Origin of the sequence: Nocardioides sp. LML1-1-1.1, assembly GCF_040676175.1 — a bacterium.
Classification (GTDB): Bacteria; Actinomycetota; Actinomycetes; order Propionibacteriales; family Nocardioidaceae; genus Nocardioides.
In genome coordinates this window covers 1,028,725-1,048,327 of record NZ_JBEGHK010000001.1, presented here as the reverse complement: position 1 = coordinate 1,048,327, position 19,603 = coordinate 1,028,725, and the positions used below count along the sequence as shown (strand labels likewise).

The 19,603-nt window shown below is 69.9% G+C and carries 19 protein-coding genes and 2 tRNA genes; 8 read left to right on the top strand and 13 right to left on the bottom strand.

What is annotated here, in order from left to right:
* Window positions 1-61 precede the first annotated feature (61 nt).
* The 13 genes from MRBLML1_RS05170 to dnaA form a co-directional block, all read right to left on the bottom strand.
* Window positions 62-529: a DUF4279 domain-containing protein gene (locus MRBLML1_RS05170; RefSeq protein ID WP_364512339.1), complete on the bottom strand. Its 468-nt coding sequence runs from the start codon at window positions 527-529 to the stop codon at window positions 62-64.
* Between the two features lie 292 nt (window positions 530-821).
* Window positions 822-897, bottom strand: a tRNA-Ala gene (locus tag MRBLML1_RS05165).
* Window positions 898-922: 25 nt separating this feature from the next.
* Window positions 923-1,048, bottom strand: a complete 126-nt coding sequence (locus MRBLML1_RS05160; RefSeq protein ID WP_364512336.1) for a DLW-39 family protein — start codon at window positions 1,046-1,048, stop codon at window positions 923-925.
* A 63-nt stretch (window positions 1,049-1,111) separates the two neighbouring features.
* Window positions 1,112-1,185, bottom strand: a tRNA-Ile gene (locus MRBLML1_RS05155).
* Window positions 1,186-1,476: 291 nt separating this feature from the next.
* Window positions 1,477-1,977: a DUF3566 domain-containing protein gene (locus MRBLML1_RS05150; protein ID WP_364512333.1), complete on the bottom strand. Its 501-nt coding sequence runs from the start codon at window positions 1,975-1,977 to the stop codon at window positions 1,477-1,479.
* Window positions 1,977-4,550 (bottom strand): DNA gyrase subunit A, encoded by a 2,574-nt coding sequence (gene gyrA / locus MRBLML1_RS05145; RefSeq protein ID WP_414691230.1) that lies wholly within the window; start codon window positions 4,548-4,550, stop codon window positions 1,977-1,979. Before gyrA ends, MRBLML1_RS05150 begins: the two co-directional genes overlap by 1 nt.
* A gap of 126 nt (window positions 4,551-4,676) precedes the next feature.
* Entirely contained in the window at window positions 4,677-6,755 is a 2,079-nt protein-coding gene (gyrB, locus tag MRBLML1_RS05140; protein WP_364512327.1) for a DNA topoisomerase (ATP-hydrolyzing) subunit B, read from the bottom strand.
* Between the two features lie 272 nt (window positions 6,756-7,027).
* The gene (locus MRBLML1_RS05135) at window positions 7,028-7,816 is read right to left on the bottom strand and encodes a hypothetical protein (RefSeq protein ID WP_364512324.1); all 789 of its coding nucleotides are present in this window, start codon (window positions 7,814-7,816) and stop codon (window positions 7,028-7,030) included.
* 92 nt (window positions 7,817-7,908) lie between these two features.
* On the bottom strand, window positions 7,909-8,484 hold the full coding sequence (locus MRBLML1_RS05130) for a DUF721 domain-containing protein (protein WP_364512320.1): 576 nt from the start codon (window positions 8,482-8,484) through the stop codon (window positions 7,909-7,911).
* Window positions 8,477-9,604 (bottom strand): DNA replication/repair protein RecF, encoded by a 1,128-nt coding sequence (gene recF / locus MRBLML1_RS05125; RefSeq protein WP_364512317.1) that lies wholly within the window; start codon window positions 9,602-9,604, stop codon window positions 8,477-8,479. Before recF ends, MRBLML1_RS05130 begins: the two co-directional genes overlap by 8 nt.
* A gap of 31 nt (window positions 9,605-9,635) precedes the next feature.
* Window positions 9,636-10,550, bottom strand: coding sequence for a phosphogluconate dehydrogenase (NAD(+)-dependent, decarboxylating) (gene gnd / locus MRBLML1_RS05120; RefSeq protein ID WP_364512314.1), 915 nt, complete (start codon window positions 10,548-10,550; stop codon window positions 9,636-9,638).
* A gap of 23 nt (window positions 10,551-10,573) precedes the next feature.
* The gene (gene dnaN / locus MRBLML1_RS05115) at window positions 10,574-11,716 is read right to left on the bottom strand and encodes a DNA polymerase III subunit beta (RefSeq protein WP_364512312.1); all 1,143 of its coding nucleotides are present in this window, start codon (window positions 11,714-11,716) and stop codon (window positions 10,574-10,576) included.
* 383 nt (window positions 11,717-12,099) lie between these two features.
* Window positions 12,100-13,626, bottom strand: coding sequence for a chromosomal replication initiator protein DnaA (gene dnaA / locus MRBLML1_RS05110; RefSeq protein ID WP_414691219.1), 1,527 nt, complete (start codon window positions 13,624-13,626; stop codon window positions 12,100-12,102).
* A gap of 528 nt (window positions 13,627-14,154) precedes the next feature.
* On the opposite strand from dnaA, the gene rpmH reads away from it, so the two are divergent.
* The 8 genes from rpmH (at window position 14,155) to MRBLML1_RS05070 (ending at window position 19,541) form a co-directional block, all read left to right on the top strand.
* Entirely contained in the window at window positions 14,155-14,292 is a 138-nt protein-coding gene (gene rpmH / locus MRBLML1_RS05105) for a 50S ribosomal protein L34 (RefSeq protein ID WP_075018668.1), read from the top strand.
* Window positions 14,293-14,346: 54 nt separating this feature from the next.
* Window positions 14,347-14,727: a ribonuclease P protein component gene (rnpA, locus tag MRBLML1_RS05100; RefSeq protein ID WP_364512308.1), complete on the top strand. Its 381-nt coding sequence runs from the start codon at window positions 14,347-14,349 to the stop codon at window positions 14,725-14,727.
* Window positions 14,724-15,008, top strand: coding sequence for a membrane protein insertion efficiency factor YidD (yidD, locus tag MRBLML1_RS05095; RefSeq protein ID WP_364512305.1), 285 nt, complete (start codon window positions 14,724-14,726; stop codon window positions 15,006-15,008). The genes rnpA and yidD overlap by 4 nt, the downstream gene beginning before the upstream one ends.
* 36 nt (window positions 15,009-15,044) lie before the next feature.
* Complete coding sequence (gene yidC, locus MRBLML1_RS05090; RefSeq protein WP_414691229.1) at window positions 15,045-16,043, top strand: membrane protein insertase YidC; 999 nt, start codon at window positions 15,045-15,047, stop codon at window positions 16,041-16,043.
* Window positions 16,040-16,582: a protein jag gene (locus tag MRBLML1_RS05085; RefSeq protein WP_414691218.1), complete on the top strand. Its 543-nt coding sequence runs from the start codon at window positions 16,040-16,042 to the stop codon at window positions 16,580-16,582. Before yidC ends, MRBLML1_RS05085 begins: the two co-directional genes overlap by 4 nt.
* Window positions 16,583-16,756: 174 nt before the next feature.
* Window positions 16,757-17,416, top strand: coding sequence for a 16S rRNA (guanine(527)-N(7))-methyltransferase RsmG (gene rsmG, locus MRBLML1_RS05080; RefSeq protein ID WP_364512299.1), 660 nt, complete (start codon window positions 16,757-16,759; stop codon window positions 17,414-17,416).
* Between the two features lie 89 nt (window positions 17,417-17,505).
* On the top strand, window positions 17,506-18,495 hold the full coding sequence (locus MRBLML1_RS05075; RefSeq protein WP_414691217.1) for a ParA family protein: 990 nt from the start codon (window positions 17,506-17,508) through the stop codon (window positions 18,493-18,495).
* Window positions 18,492-19,541, top strand: a complete 1,050-nt coding sequence (locus tag MRBLML1_RS05070) for a ParB/RepB/Spo0J family partition protein (protein ID WP_364512296.1) — start codon at window positions 18,492-18,494, stop codon at window positions 19,539-19,541. The genes MRBLML1_RS05075 and MRBLML1_RS05070 overlap by 4 nt, the downstream gene beginning before the upstream one ends.
* Window positions 19,542-19,603: the final 62 nt, after the last annotated feature.

Sequence of the window (19,603 nt, the reverse complement as noted above, 5' to 3'; positions counted from 1 at the left end):
CATCGAAGAACATTGCCAGTAACGGCCCACACGGGTAAGCGTGCAGGTAACGCAGAGCGGTCTAGCTCCGGCCGGGCCACCACTTCTGCACGGCAGGAACCGATCTAGTTTCGGGCGCATCGGCTTCAAACGCACCATACAGATCGATGTCGAGCACGATCCGCCTCGCCCCGAGAGATGCCAATGTCTCGGGCGCAAGACTCACCCCTTCGTTCAGCCGCTCCATGAACCACCCGCAGAACAGATCAACGTCGTACCGTTCAGCGAGGTTGCTCCACACCCCCTGGTCAGGACTCAGGCGGTCGAGAATGGCCGACACCTGGGAGTCGAGATCTGCCGGGCTCGTTTCAGGCGCCTCCATGCCCCACTTACCGAAGCTCATCACCCGCGTCACGCCGTGCGTGGTCCGGGTCTCACCCTTCGCCCATGCGGTCGTCGGCTCGCAGCCCAGTAGCGCGGTGATCTCTGACGGGTCCAGATCCTCACCGACGATCCTGAGTGCAGCCACTGCGCGGGCAAGCTCTGCCATATGGCGAGGCTAGCTCCGATCGAACACGCGGCTTCCACGACGGCTCCGCCAGGATCATTCCGATGCCAGTCTCGGAGAGGCTGGGGTGCCGGGTCGTCGGATCGCTGACCAGCTCGGGCACGCCGACACCAACACGACCCTGAGGGTCTATCTCGCCCAGGACTTCGACGGCGACAAGTCGGACCGCGCAGCACATCTGTGAGGATTCAGAAGCCGTCACAGCTCAGCATGTGGGTAACAGAGCTCCAGCCTGACTAGTGCTGGATGCTCCGTCGCAGGTCAGAGCGTGTTCTGGTGGAGCCTAGGGGACTCGAACCCCTAACCCCCTGCTTGCAAAGCAGGTGCGCTACCAATTGCGCCAAGGCCCCGTGACCCGTCGTACGGGCGGGTGGGTCAGCTCTTGGGGAGGGTGTCGGTCGCCTCGGCCCAGAGGGCCTGCTCGGCCTTGCTCTCCTGGAGCTTCTTGCCGGCCACGACGACGCCGACGGCGGCGAGGACCGCGAGAACGAGCTTCTTCACTGCTCCACTCCTTGCTTCTAACGAGAAACCCCGGCCCGCGGTGACCGCGGCCGGGGTGTTCCGTGGGCCTAAGAGGACTTGAACCTCTGACCCCCACATTATCAGTGTGGTGCTCTAACCGTCTGAGCTATAGGCCCGGGTGGCCTGCTGTTGTTGGGTGGAAGCCCCGCGGCAGCAAGCCGAGGACAGACCTTACCGGAGCATCGGAGCAGCGAACAAAACGAGGACCGCGGTGAACATCGGCGGCCAGCGCGGGACGGTGCCGGCCCGCAGCCGGAGGGAGCGAGGAACGAGCGACCGGAGGCGCAGGGAGGCGTCGTTCAGCGCGCCGACGGGCAGGACGCCGGACGGACGCCACCACCTACCGGAGGCAACGGCGAGCGCGGCAGCGAGGGCGAGCGCAGCGAGAACGCGCTCGCGCCATCAGCTCAGTTGTCCTCAGCCAAGGTGATCTCGACGCCGCCGAGGAGGGCGGCGGACATGTTGTAGAGGAACGCCACGAGGGTCGCCGCCGCCGTGATCAGCACGACGTCGATGGCCGCCACCAGCATGGTGAAGCCGAGCACGCGGCTCGTGCCGAGGTAGTCCTCGATCCGGAAGCCGGCCACGTCCTCGCCGCCGATGCTCTCCTGGATGGTGGAGTTGATCGAGTCCCAGACGCCGGCGGCGCCGAGCACCTGCCACACCATCGCGACCGACACCACGGTGACGACCGCGAAGGCGATGGAGAGCAGGAACGAGGTCTTCATGACCGACCACGGGTCGACCCGGGTGAGCCGGAGCCGGGCCCGGCGCGGGGCGCGCGGACGGGCGCTCGGCGGGGTGCCCGGCAGGGAGGTCGACGGCGGCTGCGGCGGGGTCGCCGGCGGGCCGCTCGGCGACCCGTCCACAGGCGGACGGATCGCGGTCTCGTCGACGCGCTCGGTCATCAGCTCTCACTCTCCCCGGGATCCCCAGTGGTCCCGTCCTCGCCCGTGGTGGGCTCGGTGGTCCCTCCGATTGTGGCATCCGGGGCCTCATCGGGCGATTCGGTCGCCTCGTCGTCGGGGTCCTTGGCCTCCACGGAGCGGGCCACGACGGCGACCGTGTCGCCCTTCTTCGGGGTGACGAAGTTGACGCCCTGGGTGGAGCGGCCGGTGGGCCGGAAGTCGTCGTTGATGGGCGAGCGGACGACCTGGCCGGTGGCGGTGATGGAGAGGATCTCGTCGCCGTCGACGACGATGAACGCCCCGACGAGCGAGCCGCGCTCCTCGTTCTCCAGCTTCATCGCCTTGATGCCGATGCCGCCGCGCGACTGCACGCGGTACTCCGCGATCCGGCTCCGCTTCGCCTTGCCGGCGTCGGTGATCGAGAAGACGTACTGGACCGGCGCCTCGGCGTCGCCCTCGGCCTCCTCGTTGGCGACCTCCTCGGCGCGGATGACGGCCATCGAGAGCAGCGCGTCGCCGTCGCGGAACTTCATCCCGGTGACGCCGGACGTCGCCCGGCCCATCGGGCGCAGCTGGTCGTCGGTGGCGGGGAAGCGGATCGCCTGGCCCTTGCGGGACACGAGCAGGATGTGGTCGTCGCTGCTGACCAGCTCGGCGCCGATCAGCTCGTCGTCGTCGTCGCGGAAGTTGATCGCGATGACGCCGGCCTGGCGGGGGCTGTTGTAGTCGCCGAGGCGGGTCTTCTTGACCAGGCCCTTCTTCGTCGCCAGGACGAGGTACGGCGCCTGCTCGTAGTCGCGGATCGCGAGCACCTGGGCGATCGACTCGTCCGGCTGGAAGGACAGCAGGCCGGCGACGTGGCCGCCCTTGGCGTCGCGGGAGGCCTCGGGCAGGTTGTAGACCTTGGTCCGGTAGACCCGGCCGGCCGTGGTGAAGAACAGCAGCCAGTGGTGCGAGGTGGTGGCGATGAAGTGCTCGACCACGTCGTCGCCGCGCAGCGAGGCGCCGCGCACGCCCTTCCCGCCGCGCTTCTGCGTGCGGTACTGGTCGGCGCGGGTCCGCTTGGCGTAGCCGCCGCGGGTGATCGAGACGACCTGGTCCTCGTCGGGGATCAGGTCCTCCATGGACATGTCGCCGGCGGCCGCGATGATCTGGGTACGACGGTCGTCGCCGTACTTCTCGACGATCTCCCCCAGCTCCTCGACCACGATCCGCCGCTGACGGCTGACGTTGGCGAGGATGTCCTTGAGGTCGGCGATCTCGGCCTCGATCTTGGCCAGCTCGTCGATGATCTTCTGGCGCTCGAGGGCGGCCAGTCGACGCAGCTGCATGTCGAGGATCGCGTTGGCCTGCAGCTCGTCGATGTCGAGCAGCTCGATCAGGCCGCGGCGGGCGTCCTCGACCTCGGGCGAGCGCCGGATCAGCGCGATCACCTCGTCGAGCATGTCGAGCGCCTTGGCGAGACCACGCAGGATGTGGGCCCGCTCCTCGGCCTTGCGGAGCCGGAACTCGGTGCGCCGGCGGATGACCTCGACCTGGTGCTCGACCCAGTTGCTGATGAACTGGTCGATGCTCAGCGTGCGCGGCACGCCGTCGACGAGCGCGAGCATGTTGGCGGAGAAGTTGGTCTGCAGCTCGGTGTGCTTGAGCAGGTTGTTGAGCACGACCCGGGCGACGGCGTCGCGCTTGAGCACGACGACGATGCGCTGGCCCACCCGCGAGGAGGTCTCGTTGCGGACGTCGCTGATGCCCTGCACCTTGCCGGCGTCGGCGAGCTCCGCGATCTTCACCAGCAGGTTGTCGGGGTTGACCATGTAGGGCAGGTCGGTGATGACGAGGACGGTGCGGCCGGCCTTGTCCTCGTCGACCTCGATGATCGCGCGCTGGGTGATCGAGCCGCGGCCGGTGCGGTAGGCCTGCTCGATGCCCTCGCGGCCCACGATCAGCGCGCCGTTGGGGAAGTCGGGGCCCTTGACCCGCTCGATGAGGGCGTCCTGCAGCTCCTCACGGGTGGCGTCGGGGTGCTCCAGCGCCCAGACCGCGCCGTCGGCGACCTCGCGCAGGTTGTGCGGCGGGATGTTGGTGGCCATGCCGACCGCGATGCCGGCGGAGCCGTTGACCAGCAGGTTGGGGAACCGGGCCGGCAGGATCGTCGGCTCCTCGGTCTTGCCGTCGTAGTTGGGGACCATGTCGACGGTGTCCTCGTCGATGTCCCGGACCATCTCCATGGCCAGCGGCGCCATCCGGCACTCGGTGTAGCGCATCGCGGCGGCGGGGTCGTTGCCCGGCGAGCCGAAGTTGCCCTGGCCCGCGACCAGCGGGTTGCGCATCACCCAGGGCTGGGCGAGGCGGACGAGGGTGTCGTAGATCGCGGAGTCGCCGTGCGGGTGGTAGTTACCCATCACGTCGCCGACGACGCGCGCGCACTTGTTGAAGCCGCGGTCGGGGCGGTAGCCGCCGTCGTACATGGCGTAGAGGACCCGGCGGTGCACCGGCTTCAACCCGTCCCGTACGTCGGGCAGGGCCCGGCCGACGATGACGGCCATCGCGTAGTCGATGTAGGAGCGCTTCATCGACTCCTGCAGGTCGACGGGCTGGACGCGGCCGCCCCCGGTGCCATCGCCGAGGTTGCTCTGGGTTTCAGTCACGATTGCTCTCTCTGCTTCGATCTATCGATGTCTAGGGTGGGGGTTAGAGACCTAGATATCGAGGAATCGGACGTCCTTGGCGTTGCGCTGGATGAAGGAGCGCCGCTGCTCGACGTCCTCCCCCATCAGGATCGAGAAGATCTCGTCGGCCTGCGCCGCGTCCTCCAGGGTGACCTGGAGGAGCACCCGCTGGTCGGGGTCGAGGGTGGTCTCCCACAGCTCGTCGGCGTTCATCTCGCCGAGACCCTTGTAGCGCTGGATCGGGGCTTCCTTGGGCAGCTTCTTGCCCTGCTCGAGACCGTCGCGCATCACCGCGTCGCGCTCGGCGTCGGAGTAGACGTACTCGTGCTCGTGCGGCTTGTTCCACTTGATCCGGTAGAGTGGCGGCTGCGCGAGGTAGACGTGGCCGGCCTCGATCAGCGGGCGCATGAACCGGAACAGCAGGGTCAGCAGCAGGGTGTTGATGTGGTGGCCGTCGACGTCGGCGTCAGCCATCAGCACGATCTTGTGGTAGCGCAGCTTGGCGAGGTCGAACTCCTCGTGCACGCCCGTGCCGAGCGCGGAGATGATCGCCTGGACCTCCTGGTTGGCCAGGACCTTGTCGATGCGCGCCTTCTCGACGTTGAGGATCTTGCCGCGGATCGGGAGGATCGCCTGGATGTTGTTGTCGCGGCCCATGACCGCGGAGCCGCCGGCGGAGTCACCCTCGACGATGAAGACCTCGCACTCCTCGGGGTTGCGCGAGCTGCAGTCGCGCAGCTTGCCCGGCAGGCCTCCCCCGCCGAGCAGGCCCTTGCGGTTGCGGGCCAGGTCGCGGGCCTTGCGGGCCGCGATCCGCGCGGTCGCGGCGGCCTGCGCCTTGCGGATGATCTCCTTGCCCTCGTTCGGGTTCTGCTCCAGCCAGGCGCCGAGCTGGTCGTTGACGACCGACTGCACGAAGCCCTTGGCCTCGGTGTTGCCGAGCTTGGCCTTGGTCTGGCCCTCGAACTGCGGGTTGGAGATCTTCAGGCTGATGATCGCGGTGAGACCCTCGCGGATGTCGTCACCGGTCAGCCGGTCCTCCTTCTTCTTGATCAGGCCCCACTCCTCGCCCCACCGGTTGACCAGGGAGGTGAGCGCGGCGCGGAAGCCCTCCTCGTGGGTGCCGCCCTCGGGGGTGTTGATCGTGTTCGCGAAGGTGTGCACCGACTCGTTGTACGACGAGGCCTGCCACTGCATCGCCAGCTCGAGGCTCATCGGGTTGGCCGCGTCGTCGCCGGTCTCGGCCTCGTAGGAGATCACCGAGCTGATCGGCGTCTTGCGCTTGTTGAGGAAGTCGACGTAGTCGGCCAGGCCGCGCTCGTACTGGAAGACCTGCTCCAGCGCCTTGTGGCCGTCGACGTCGGCCGCGTGGATCTCGGTCGCGGAGTCGGCGACGCCCTCGACCTCGCCGGTGCCGTCCTCGACGGCCTCGGCGAGCTCCTCGGCCTTCGGCCGGGCGTCGACCAGCTCGATGCGCAGGCCCTTGTTGAGGAACGCCATCTCGCGGAACCGGGTGGAGATGGTCTCCAGGGTGTAGTCGGTCGTCTCGAAGATGTCCGGCGAGGCCCACCACGTGACGGTCGTGCCGGTGCGCTCGCCGTCCTCCAGCGGACGGACCTGGCGCAGCGCGTAGTCGGGGGTGCCGAGGGAGAACTCCTGCTCCCACAGGTAGCCGCGGTTCTTCACCTGCAGGTGCAGGCGGTCGGAGAGCGCGTTGACGACCGAGGAGCCGACGCCGTGCAGACCGCCGGAGACCTTGTAGCCGCCGCCGCCGAACTTGCCGCCGGCGTGCAGCACGGTCAGCGCCAGCGTCGCCGCGGGCAGCTCCTGGCCCGGCGCGGTGTCGGTCGGGATGCCGCGGCCGTCGTCGACGACGGTGACCGAGCCGTCGGCGTTGAGGGACACCTTGATCACGTCGCAGTAGCCGGCGAGCGCCTCGTCGACCGCGTTGTCCACGATCTCCCAGATCAGGTGGTGCAGGCCGCGCTCGCCGGTGGAGCCGATGTACATGCCGGGGCGCTTGCGGACGGCCTCGAGACCCTCGAGGACCTGGATCGCGGAGGCGTCGTACTCCGTCTCCTGCGGGGTGGCCTGGTCGTCAGTCGACACGCGGGTGACCTCTTCTGCTCAACGGGGAGAACGCCATGGCCGATGGCATGGCGAAGGCCGAGTCGCGTCGACGGAGACGGTTTCCCGGCCAGGAACCCATTCTAGCCCGCTGAGGGCCTCAGATCACGTGAGCGACCCGGCGCAGGGGGTGGTCCAGATCCGAGAACGCCGTCTCAGCGTCCCGGAAAGGCGGATTCGCGGCCCGCGCAGGGGGTCGGCCGGGTCCCCCTACGCCCGACGGCCCGAAAAAGCCGCCGGGCGCAGGGACCGGGTCAGGGCGTGACCGGCTGGCCGGAGAGCCGCTTGTAGGTGTACGCCGAGCCGAGCAGCGCGACCGGGATGGCGGCCAGCAGGCCGACAAGGCAGAGCAGCTCGCCGATGAAGACGATGACGATCGCGACCAGGTACCAGATCAGCGCCGGGCCGAGGTTGTTGCGGACCAGCTCGATGCTCGCCTTGATCGCCTCGACCGGCGCGAGGTTCCTGTCCACGACGAAGAAGAGCGAGTACATCGACAAGAAGGCGAAGATGATGCCGGGGATGATGCACAGCAGGTAGCCGACGAAGGTCCCCGCGCCGACGAGCAGGCTGGTCACCACGACGTTGCCGATGTTCTCGAACTTGAAGACCCCGGCCGTGGTGAACGCCCGGCCCTCGGTCACGCCGAGCGCCTCGCGGATCAGGCCGGCCCCGATGACCTGGGCGAAGATGAAGAAGACGACGCCGAGCACCGCGACGATCGCGAAGGTCAGCAGGAACGGCCAGCCGTCGTCGCAGTCGAGGTCACCGGTCGTGTAGTTGACGCTGCAGCCGTCGCTCGAGCTCGCCGGGATGATCGCGAAGACGTAGAGCAGCGAGAAGACCACGAAGGCCGCGAAGATCGCCAGCGCGGCGATGATCATCTGGCTCATGTTGCGCTGGAACTTCTCCCAGCCCCAGCTGACGGCCTGGCCGACGTCCCAGGGGCCGGACTCGCCCGGCGGACCCCACGACGGCGGCCCGGGCGGACCCGGCGGACCGGGGGGAGGCGGCGGCGGTGCCGGCGGCTCGAAACTGCTCATGACGATCTCCTCACCCTGCGGACGTATCCCCCCTGAACCTGCTGCATCGTAGCGAGGTCCGGGCCGGTCGGAGAGTCAAGAAATCCGGCGGCTCAGCCGTAGGTGTCGCGCGGGCCGCGGCCGTCGCGGGTGCCGCGGCGCCCGTGCTTCCACGACGGCGCGTGCGGGCCGAGCACCTCGACCACCCGGACGGTGTCGCGACCGAGCTCCTCGTTGAGCCGCTTGACCAGGGTCGCGGCGAGCAGCTTGAGCTGGGTCGCCCAGGCCGTGGAGTCGGTCCGGACGACGAGGGTGCCGTCGACGAGGGTCTCCGGCGTGGAGTGGGCGCCGATCTCGTCGCCGACGATCTCGGCCCAGCGCGCGAACACGCCACGCACCTGCAGGTCCAGGCCCCAGCCCCGCTCCCCGACGAGCCGGTCGACCTCCGGACCCAGGCCCTGCGGGTCGCGGCCGTCGGGGCGCGCCCCGCTCAGCTGCGCCTCGCCGGGCCGGCTCCGGCCGCGGCGGGTGCCGCTCGGGGTGAGGCCGGTGCGCGGGATGCGGCGCCGGGCAGGCGTCGTCGCGGCCCCGGCGGCACCGAGGGTCTGCGCCCGGGCGAGGTCCAGCCCGTCGGGCCGGTGCTCCTCGGCCTCCTCCTCGGCAGGTGTGTCGTCCTCCGGCTCAGGCACGGGTCACCTCGCCGGCCGCGACGTGGAAGGTGGTCCCCCGCAACGCCTCCGGTACGTCGGCCGCGACCGCCGCCGTCACCAGCACCTGCTCGGCGCCGGCCACCAGCGCGGCCAGCTGCTCGCGCCGTTCCGCGTCGAGCTCGGCGAAGACGTCGTCGAGGACCAGGATCGGGTCGTCGCCGTCGGCACGCAGCAGGTCGTAGGACGCCAGTCGCAGCGCCAGCGCGAAGGACCACGACTCGCCGTGGCTGGCGTAGCCCTTCACCGGCAGCCGGTGCTCGTCGCCGGGCCCCAGGGTCAGCACCAGGTCGTCGCGGTGCGGGCCGACCAGGGTCACCCCGCGCTGGATCTCCTCGGCCTGGCGCCGGGCGAGCTCGGCGCGGAAGGACTCCGCCGCGTCCTCGCCGGCGGGCACCGTCGCGGCGTACTCGATCCGGGCGTCGTCGCGGCTCGCGCCCCGGGCGACCGCCTCGTAGGCCTTGCCGAGGTACGGCGCCAGGTCGGTCACCAGCGCCTGGCGCGCGCGCAGCAGCTCGGTGCCGGTGGCGACGAGGTGGTCGTCCCAGACCGCCAGCGTGGCCAGTGCCGCCTCGCGGCTGGACCCGCGGGCGGCGTACAGCGTCTTGAGCAGGGTGTTGCGCTGCTTGAGCACCCGGTCGTGGTCGGCGATCACGCCGGCGTAGCGCGGGGTGCGCAGCACCAGCAGGTCGTCGAGGAACCGGCGCCGCTGGCCCGGGTCGCCCTTCACCAGCGCGAGGTCCTCGGGGCTGAACACCACGGTGCGCACCAGGCCGGCCAGCTCGCGCACCCGCGGCAGCGGCGACCGGTTGATCCGGGCCCGGTTGGCGCGACCGGGGTTGAGCTCGACCTCCAGCACGGCGGTGCGTCCGTTGCGGACCACCGCCGCGCGGACCACTGCCTGCTCGGTGCCGGCCCGGATCAGCGGTGCGTCGGTGGCGACCCGGTGCGACGAGAGCCGGGACAGGTAGTCGATCGCCTCGACCAGGTTGGTCTTGCCCTGCCCGTTGCGGCCGACGAAGGCCGTCACGCCCGGCTCGAGCGCGACGTCCACGTCGGCGTACGACCGGAAGTCGTGGAGGGTCAGGTGGGCGACGTGCACCGCACCATCATCCCTCCTCCGGGCCGCGCGATCAGGCCGGGTTGGCCTCGCCGCCCGGAGGCGGCTCGGTGTGCACGGCGTGCCCGCCGAACTGGTTGCGCATCGCCGCGATCGCCTTCATCGCCGGGCTGTCCTCCTGGCGGGAGGTGAACCGGGCGAAGAGCGAGGCCGCGATGACGTGCATCGGCACGGCGTTGTCGATCGCCGCCTGCACGGTCCACCGGCCCTCGCCGGAGTCGTCGGCGTAACCGCGCAGCTTCTCCAGGTGCTCGTCGGCCTCGATCGCCTCGGTGAGCAGGTCGAGCAGCCACGAGCGGATCACCGTGCCGTAGCGCCAGGACTCGAAGATCTCCGGCACGTTCTCGACGATGTCGACCTTCTCGAGCAGCTCCCAGCCCTCGGCGTAGGCCTGCATCATGGCGTACTCGATGCCGTTGTGGACCATCTTGGCGAAGTGCCCGGCGCCCGGGGTGGGGCCGGCGTGCACCGACCCACCCTCCTCGGGCTTGAGGGTGTCGAAGGCGGGCTGCACCTTGGCGATGTCGTCGGCCGCGCCGCCGTACATCAGGGCGTAGCCGTTCTCCAGGCCCCAGACCCCGCCGGAGACGCCGCAGTCGACGAAGCCGATGCCCTTCTCGGCGAGCGAGGCGGCGTTGACCGCGTCGTCGGTGTACTTGGAGTTGCCGCCGTCGACGACGAGGTCGCCCTCGCCGAGCAGCTCCTTGAGCTCGGCGACGGTGGAGCGGGTGGGGTCGCCGGCGGGGACCATGACCCACACCACCTTGGGCGTGGGCAGCGCCTCGACCAGCTCGGCGAGGCTGCCGACGTCGGCGAGGTCGGGGTTGCGGTCGTAGCCGACGACCGTGTGCCCTCCGTTGCGCAGGCGGGTGCGCATGTTGCCACCCATCTTGCCGAGTCCGACCAGTCCGATGTGCATGCGATGCACTCCCTTGGGTGTCGTGGTGGGTGTCAGCTCAAGAGTCGCCGAGGCATCAAGAGGTAGCGGAACGAGCCGCCCTGCTCCTCGGACTCCTCGTCGGTGCCGCTGATCACCACGGGCTTGGCGGCCTGGGTGAACGCAAGCTCGACGACGGCCTGGTCGATGGCGCCGAGGCCGTCGAGCAGGAAGGTCGGGTTGAAGCCGGTGACCAGGTCCTCGCCCTCGATCTGCGCGGGCACCGACTCCGAGGCCTGGGCGTCGTCGCCGGACCCGGCGTCGAGGACCAGGGCGCCGTCGCGGAAGCTCAGCTGCACGGCGGTGTTGCGGTCGGCGACGAGCGAGACGCGCTTGACCGACTCGATCAGCTCGGCACGGTCGATCTTGGCGATGGTGAGCTTCTCGCTCGGGAACAGGCTGCGGACCTTGGGGAACTCGCCGTCCAGCAGCCGGGTCGTCGTCCGCCGCACGCCGCCGGGGCCGGTGCCCTCGAAGCCGATGATCCCGTCGCCCGCGCCGGAGGCGGACAGCGCGATGGTGACCTCCGGGCCCGCGGTCAGCGACTTGGCGGTGTCGCCGAGCACCTTCGCCGGCACCAGGGCCGCGACCGAGGCGTCGGGGGTGCCGGGGTTCCACGTCAGCTCGCGCTGGGAGAGCCGGAAGCGGTCGGTGGCCAGCAGCGCGATGGTGTCGCCCTCGATCTCGATCCGGACACCGGTCAGCACGGGCAGCATGTCGTCGCGGCCGGCGGCGGTGACCGCCTGGCCCACGGCGTGCGCGAAGGCGTCGCTCGGCACGGTGCCGGTCGCGGCCGGCATCTCCGGGATCGTCGGGTAGTCCTCGACGGGCATCGTCTGCAGCGAGAAGCGCGAGGAGCCGCAGGTCAGCGAGACCCGGGCACCGTCGAGCGTCAGCTCGACCGGCTTGTTGGGCAGGCTGCGGCAGATGTCGGCGAGCAGGCGGCCGCTGACGAGCGCCTTGCCCTCGTCGTGGACCTCGGCGGTGAGCGTGGCCCGCGCGGAGGTCTCGTAGTCGAACGTCGAGAGCACCAGGCCCTCGTCACTGGCCTCGATCAGCAGGCCGGCGAGCACCGGGGCGCTCGGACGGACCGGAAGGCTGCGCGCAGCCCAGGCGACGGCGTCGGCGAGGACGTCGCGCTCGACTCGGAACTTCACGTTCGTCGTACCTCATCACTGAGTTCGGTTGGGGTTGCATCCTGCCACGACCGCCCTGAGCGTGACACCGCCCGTCGGCGAGTCGGATCGGGTCCGCGGGTGTCGTTCCACAGGCAGGGTGCCGGGAGGAGTTCGGCGTTCGAACGATCCGTCAGTAGGTACGGAGTGGTCATAGCCTCGGTGGAATCTGTGGACAACCGGCATCCGTGCAGGTCAGCGGCCCTTCGAGAGGTGGAGGACGGTTGTGGAGAGATGTGCGCGGCAGGGCCGCGGGTGGGGACGGACGATGCGGTGTGGAGAGGTGTCCTGGCGGCTCCACGGAATCCTCCCCGTGTAGTTCTCACAATTCCGGGTGAGTTCTCCACAGGCTGGAACGACAGGGATCAGCCCTGGCGGGCCTGCATCTTCACCCGGTTGGTGAGCTCGCTGACCTGGTTGAAGACCGCACGGCGCTCACCGAGCAGCTGGTTGATCTTCCGCTCGGCGTACATCACCGTCGTGTGGTCGCGGTTGCCGAACTGCGCGCCGATCTTCGGCAGCGACAGGCCGGTGAGCTCGCGGCACAGGTACATCGCGATCTGCCGGGCCATCACCAGGTGGCGCCCGCGGCTCGGCCCGGTGAGCTCCTCGATCGTCAGGCCGAAGTACGCCGCGGTCTGGGCGATGATGAGCGGCGCGGTGATCTCCGGCTCGCCGCCGTCGGGGATCAGGTCCTTGAGCACGATCTCGGCCAGCGTCATGTCGACGTCCTGGCGGTTGAGGTTGGCGAAGGCGGTGACCCGGATCAGCGCGCCCTCCAGCTCGCGGATGTTGGTCTGGATCTTGCTGGCGATGAACTCCAGCACGTCCGAGGGCGCGGTGAGCCGGTCCATCGCGGCCTTCTTGCGAAGGATCGCGATCCGGGTCTCGAGGTCCGGCGGCTGCACGTCGGTGATCAGGCCCCACTCGAACCGGTTGCGAAGCCGGTCCTCCAGCGCCTCGAGCCGCTTCGGCGGGCGGTCGGAGGTCAGCACGATCTGCTTGTTGGCGTTGTGCAGCGTGTTGAAGGTGTGGAAGAACTCCTCCTGGGTCTGGGTCTTGCCCTCCAGGAACTGGATGTCGTCGATGAGCAGCACGTCGACGTCGCGGTACTTCCGCTTGAACCGGTCCTGCCGGTCGTCGCGGATCGCGTTGATGAACTCGTTGGTGAACTCCTCGCTGGAGACGTAGCGCACCTTGGAGCCGGCGTAGATCGTGCGCACGTAGTGGCCGATCGCGTGCAGCAGGTGGGTCTTGCCCAGGCCGGACTCGCCGTAGACGAGGAGCGGGTTGTAGCTCTTGCCCGGCGCCTCGCTCACCGCGACGGCCGCGGCGTGCGGGAAGCGGTTGGACGAGCCGATGACGAAGGTCTCGAAGGTGTACTTCGGGTTCAGCCGGGACTCACCGCTCGTGGCCGGCGGGGTGCTCGGGCTCGGCAGCAGCGCGGGGCGGTCGGGGGCGTCGTACCCGGTGTCGAAGCTGGGGGCGCCGGTCCGCGGCGCGTCGTACGTCGATGTGTCGACCTGGGGACTTGTCGACAAATCGACGGGAGGCTCGGCCGGGGCGTCGTCGTAGGCGTGTCCCTCGAAGCCGGGCTCGGCCTGCAGCGAGCTGTCGACGGTGACGGCGAGCTGGACCTCGTGGCCGAAGCGCTCGGTCAGCACGTCCTCGAGCTGGCTGCGCAGACGCCCCTCCAACCGCTTGCGGGTGAAGTCGTCGGGCACGGCCACGATCGCGGTGGTGCCGTGCAGGGTCACCGGCTTGCTCGACTGCAGCCAGGCGCGCTGGTGGGCCTGGAGGTCACCGACCACCACCGCCCACTCACGTTCGAGGCGCGCGATCGCGCTCTCGGGGCTGGCGTCGTTCGGGGGCTGATCGGGGTTGCCGGTCACGCCTCACACCTCTCGCTGTCGGTGGCCTGGTCTGGTCCACAAGTTTGTCCACAGGTTGTGAACATTTGCATCATCAGGTCGACGACGCCTGACCGAGGCCGCCCGGAACACCCGTTTCGTCAGCATTTCCGCAGGTCAGAGCGGTGTCGACAGGACAGCGCAGGCGACCGCGAGCAAGGACGGCGGGGTGCTTCGAGACCGGCGGGGAAACCCGGATCTGTCGAACCTAACTGCCGAGGAGGGGGTCGATCAACCCGCTATCCACAGGTTTTGAACGGCGTGGGGGAAATTGCGGGGCATCTCACGCGCGCCCGCGCGAGGACGACGCCGGTTTGACCCTTCCTCCGGCCTGCGCGTACCGTTCATTGGTCAACTGGAGTCGACCGGTGCCGCATGTCCACGAAGTCTCCCGCTCTCGGGTGCTCGTGGCTGCGCGGTGGCGGCCGACGCGCCGGCCGGCTCCCGACCGGGGCCGCGTGCAGGCTGCCGGAAGACCCTTCCCGATCATTGCACCTGAGAGGCCGATTCGTGAGCAAGCGGACGTACCAGCCCAACAACCGTCGTCGCCACAAGGTGCACGGTTTCCGACTGCGGATGCGCACCCGCGCCGGTCGCGCCATCCTGGCGAACCGTCGCCGGAAGGGCCGCTCGAGCCTGTCCGTCTGAGGACGGGCAGGCATCCGGGGGTGTCCGCGCAGCGGAACCCGCGGGGCTGAGTCCATGCTCGACGCCGGCCACCGGCTGCGTGACCCGGAGCTCTTCCGGGCCGCCGGCCGACGAGGCCTCCGGGCCGGTTCCCGCACGGTCGTCACGCACCTGCTGCTCCGTCCGGAGCGGCAGGTCGTCGGCATGCCCGGTCCCCGAGCCGGTGCCGCGACGACGCCGCGCGTCGGATTCGTCGTGAGCAAGGCCGTCGGCACCGCCGTCGTCCGCAACCGGGTCAAGCGGCGGCTACGGCACGCGGTGCGGGAGCGGATCGAGGGCGTCCCGGCCGGGTCGGTGCTCGTGGTCCGGGCCCAGCCGGCGGCGGCCGGGTCGTCGTACCCGGAACTGGTGGCGGACCTCGACCGTTGTCTCCAGCGTGTCACGGAGGCCCGATGAAGTGGCTGCTCATCGGCCTGGTGAAGGTCTACCAGGTGACTCTGAGCCCGCTCCTGGGCCCCACCTGCCGTTACTACCCGTCGTGCTCGGCGTACGCCGTGGAGGCGTTGCGGGTGCACGGCGCGATCAAGGGGACCTGGCTGGCTGGCCGGCGCCTGCTGCGCTGCCACCCCTGGTCCCCCGGCGGCGTCGACCACGTGCCGCCCCGGCGCGGTGACGCGCCCCCACCCGAACTTCTGCCGGCGTCCGCCGGCGGTCCCGACTCCCAGCAAGGAGCCTGACTCGTGGGTTTCATCGGCGACATCGGTCACTTCATCATGGTGCCGCTGTACTACATCATCTCGGCGGTCCTGCTCGGGTGGCACAAGTTCTTCACGCTGATCGGTCTCGACGGCGCGGGCGGCCTGTCCTGGGCGCTGTCGATCATCGGCCTGACCCTGGTCATCCGGGCGGCGCTGATCCCGCTGTTCGTGAAGCAGATCAAGTCGAGCCGCAACATGCAGCTGCTGCAGCCCAAGGTGAAGGAGCTGCAGAAGAAGTACGGCCACGACCGGCAGAAGCTGGCCGAGGAGACGATGAAGCTCTACCGCGAGGCGGGCACCAACCCGTTCGCGTCCTGCTTGCCGATCCTGCTGCAGATGCCGATCTTCTTCGCGCTCTTCCGACTGCTCTCCGGGGCCGCCAAGAGCGACAAGGCGCACGGCTTCCTCACCAAGGAGAAGGCGCACGAGTTCGGCGAGTCGAAGATCTTCGGCAGCCTGCCGATCAACGGCAACTTCTGGGCCTCGCGCACCTGGGGCGACGACCCGCACGCCCTGGTCATGGTCGTCGCGGCCATCCTGGTGCTCGCGATGACGGCCACCACCTTCATCACCCAGCGCCAGCTGATGGCCAAGAACATGCCGGCCGAGGCGATGAGCGGGCCGTACGCCCAGCAGCAGAAGATGCTGCTCTACATCCTCCCGGTGGCGTTCGGCCTGGGCGGTATCGCCTTCCCGATCGGTGTCCTCCTCTACTGGACCACGTCGAACCTGTGGACCATGGGCCAGCAGTTCTACGTCATCCGCAACAACCCCGCCCCGGGCACGCCGGCCTTCAAGGCCAAGCAGGACCGTGACAAGGCCAAGGCGGCCCGTCACGGGCACGCCGTCACCGAGGAGCCGGCAGAGACCGGTACGACGACCGTGACCGAGCCGCGTCCCACCACCCGCCAGCAGCCGAAGCGGCAGACCCGCTCCCAGCGCAGCAAGGGCGGCACCACCCCCAAGAACAACCCGTCCGGGAAGTCCGGACCCAGCAAGGGAGAGCAGAAGTGAGCGCCGAGATCGAGACCGAGGTCGTCACCGACGAGACCGCCATCGAGGACACCGCCCCCGCCGGCGACAGCGACAAGATCGCTCGCCTGGAGCAGGAGGGCGACATCGCCGCGGACTACCTCGAGGAGCTCCTCGACATCGCCGACCTGGACGGCGACCTGGACATCGACGTCGAGGCCGACCGGGCCGCCGTGTCCATCGTGGGTGCCGAGCTGAGCCAGCTCGTCGGCCAGGACGGCAAGGTGCTCGAAGCGCTCCAGGAGCTCACCCGGCTGGCGGTCTACCGCGAGACCGGCGAGCGTTCGCGGCTGATGCTCGACGTCTCCGGCTTCCGCGCGGACAAGCGCACTCGCCTGTCCCAGCTCGGTGCGGAGACCGCGGCGAAGGTGACCGAGTCCGGCGAGCCGGTCTCTCTGGACCCGATGTCGCCGTTCGAGCGGAAGATCGTGCACGACGCCGTCGCGGCCGCCGGCCTGCGCTCGGAGTCGGCCGGCGTGGAGCCGCGACGCTACGTCGTGGTGCTCCCCGCGGACGCCTGAGCTCCCCGAGGCTCGACGTTTCACGTGAAACACGACGAAGCACGCACGCCCCCGGTGTCTCCGGATCCAGCGGATCCGGCAGGCCCGGGGGTCGTTGCTGAGGGCGGCAGTCCACTGCCCCCTCCCCCGCCGGCGGTCCACGCGCTGTTCCCCGAGGATCGGGTCGACGCAGCCGTGGCGTACGCCGAGCGGCTGGCCACCGACGGGGTCGTCCGTGGCCTCATCGGACCTCGCGAGGCGCCGCGGCTGTGGGAGCGCCACGTCCTCAACTGCGCCCTGCTGGCCCCCGCCCTCCCCGAGGGTGCGCGTGTGGCCGACATCGGGTCCGGCGCCGGCCTGCCCGGGCTGGTGGTGGCGATCGCCCGTCCCGACGTGGCGGTGACGCTGATCGAGCCGCTGCTGCGTCGTACGACCTTCCTGGAGGAGAGCGTCGCCGAGCTGGGCCTGACCAACGTGGTGGTGGTGCGTGGCCGTGCCGACGCTCTCCACGGAAGCTCCGACTTCGACGTCGTCACCTCCCGTGCCGTCGCTCCGCTCGGCCGGCTGCTGGAGTGGTCGATGCCGCTGGTGGCTGCGCACGGCGCGCTGGTCGCGATGAAGGGCAGCTCCGCCCCCGAGGAGATCGAGTCGGCCGCGTCCGTGCTCTCCCGGCTGGGCTGCGCGGAGCCGACCGTCGAGACCCTGGGCGGCGACGACCCCGCCCTCGCCGATGTCAGTCCGATCCGCGTCGTGCGGGTGACCTGGGCCGAGCCGGCCCGCGTATCGTTGCCGTCCCGGTCATCGCGTGGGCCTCGGGGTCCGCGCAGCTCCCGGAGCAAGAGGAGGAAGTCGTGAGCGACTCTACGGTTCCCGGTGGGTTTTCCACCGACCGCGACGGGGGTGCTGAGCGTGAGCATCCACAGACTGCGCCTAGTTATCCACAGGTGGACGGAACACCCGCCTCCGGTGATGTTTCACGTGAAACGGGCTCCCCGGCGGTCCTGACCGCCGCCCAGCTCGCCGAGCGCAACGCCGGCTTCGACGACGACCTCACTCCCCTGGCCCGTGCGGCGCAGGCGACCGTGATGGTCCGCGCGGGCATCCCGCAGGAGCAGCTGGGCCGTCCCTCCGAGACGCGGGTGCTGGTGGTCGCGAACCAGAAGGGCGGCGTCGGGAAGACCACGTCCACCGTCAATCTGGCGGCGGCGCTGACCCAGCTCGGGCAGCGGGTCCTGGTCATCGACCTCGACCCCCAGGGCAACGCCTCCACGGCACTGAACATCGAGCACCGCCAGGGCACCCCGTCGACGTACGAGCTGCTGGTGGACGGCCTCGCCATCGTCGACATCGCTCAGCCCTGCCCGGACGCCGCGGGCCTGTGGGTCGTCCCCGCCACGATCGACCTGGCCGGCGCCGAGATCGAGCTCGTCAGCGTCGTCGCCCGGGAGCAGCGGCTGAAGAAGGCGATCGACGCCCACCCGCGGATCGGCACCGCCGAGTCGGCCGGCGAGGAGCGCTTCGACTACGTCTTCATCGACTGCCCGCCTTCGCTCGGCCTGCTCACCCTGAACGCGCTCGTCGCGGGCGCGGAGATGCTCATCCCGATCCAGGCGGAGTACTACGCCCTGGAGGGTCTCGGCCAGCTCCTCGCCACCGTCGACATGGTGCGCGCCCACCTCAACCCCGAGCTCGCGGTGTCCACCATCGTGCTGACCATGTACGACGCCCGGACGCGCCTCGCCGCGGGCGTGGCCCAGGAGGTGCGCGAGCACTTCGGCGACCAGGTGCTCAAGACCGCCATCCCGCGCTCGGTGCGGGTGTCGGAGGCGCCGTCGTACGGCCAGACCGTGATGACCTACGATCCGGGTTCACCCGGCGCGCTCAGCTATCTCGAAGCGGCGCGCGAGATCGTCGTCCGAGGGAGCCTGTCGTGAACGCTGGAGCGCCCCGTCGCGGGCTCGGTCGCGGGCTCGGGTCGCTGATCCCGACGGCTCCCCCGTCGTCGGCGCCGGCCGCTGGATCTGTCCCGGCGGAGCGCCCTGATGTCAACCAGGACGCCCAGAATTCGGACCTTTCCGCAGGAGCGCCTCCCAGCGGGTCGGCGGACCCGGGGTCCACCGGCTCGGCGACAGGCCCGCAGATCGAAGATTCGGGTCTGGCGCCCGTCGAGGGCGCGTTCTTCGCCGAGCTGCCCGTCGACGCGATCCGGCCCAACGCGGTCAACCCGCGGACCGTCTTCGACGAGGAGGCGATGGCCGAGCTGGTCCACTCCATCAAGGAGATCGGCCTCCTCCAGCCCGTCGTGGTCCGCAGGACGGCCCCCGATGCCTACGAGCTGGTCATGGGTGAGCGCCGTTGGCGCGCCACCCAGGCCGCCGGCCTCGCCACGATCCCCGCGATCGTCCGCGAGACCGACGACACCGACATGCTCCGGGACGCGCTCCTGGAGAACCTGCACCGCAGCAACCTCAACCCCCTCGAGGAGGCCGCGGCGTACCAGCAGCTGCTCGAGGACTTCTCCTGCACCCACGACGAGCTCGCCCAGCGGATCGGTCGATCGCGGCCCCAGATCAGCAACACCCTGCGCCTGCTCAAGCTCTCCCCGGCCGTGCAGCGCCGAGTGGCCGCGGGCGTGCTGTCCGCCGGCCACGCGCGCGCTCTGCTCGGCGTACCGGACGCGGAGGTGCAGGACCGCCTCGCGCAGCGCGTCGTCGCCGAGGGCATCTCGGTGCGCGGCCTGGAGGAGATCGTCTCCGTCGGCGAGGTCGGCGGTACGACGAAGCGTCCCACCCGCAACAAGCCGAAGGCGCCCGGGCTCACCGAGCTCTCCGAGCGCCTCGGTGACCGGCTGGAGACGCGGGTGAAGATCGACCTCGGCAAGGCCAAGGGCAAGATCAGCATCGAGTTCGCCAACACCGGCGACCTGCAGCGGATCGTCGACCTGATCGACCCACGCAACCGCAACGACCGCGTCATCTGACCCTGTACGTCGACAGAGCGACTTGTCGACAAAGCGACTGTTTCACGGGAAACGGTCGCGCA

Bases quoted from the DNA above. Each gene is read 5' to 3' on its own strand.
- MRBLML1_RS05170 (WP_364512339.1), bottom strand. From the start codon at position 529: ATGGCAGAGCTTGCCCGCGCAGTGGCTGCACTCAGGATCGTCGGTGAG.
- MRBLML1_RS05150 (WP_364512333.1), bottom strand. From the start codon at position 1,977: ATGACCGAGCGCGTCGACGAGACCGCGATCCGTCCGCCTGTGGACGGG.
- gyrA (WP_414691230.1), bottom strand. From the start codon at position 4,550: ATGAAGCGCTCCTACATCGACTACGCGATGGCCGTCATCGTCGGCCGG.
- MRBLML1_RS05135 (WP_364512324.1), bottom strand. From the start codon at position 7,816: ATGAGCAGTTTCGAGCCGCCGGCACCGCCGCCGCCTCCCCCCGGTCCG.
- rnpA (WP_364512308.1), top strand. From the start codon at position 14,347: ATGCTCGACGCCGGCCACCGGCTGCGTGACCCGGAGCTCTTCCGGGCC.
- yidD (WP_364512305.1), top strand. From the start codon at position 14,724: ATGAAGTGGCTGCTCATCGGCCTGGTGAAGGTCTACCAGGTGACTCTG.
- yidC (WP_414691229.1), top strand. From the start codon at position 15,045: ATGGTGCCGCTGTACTACATCATCTCGGCGGTCCTGCTCGGGTGGCAC.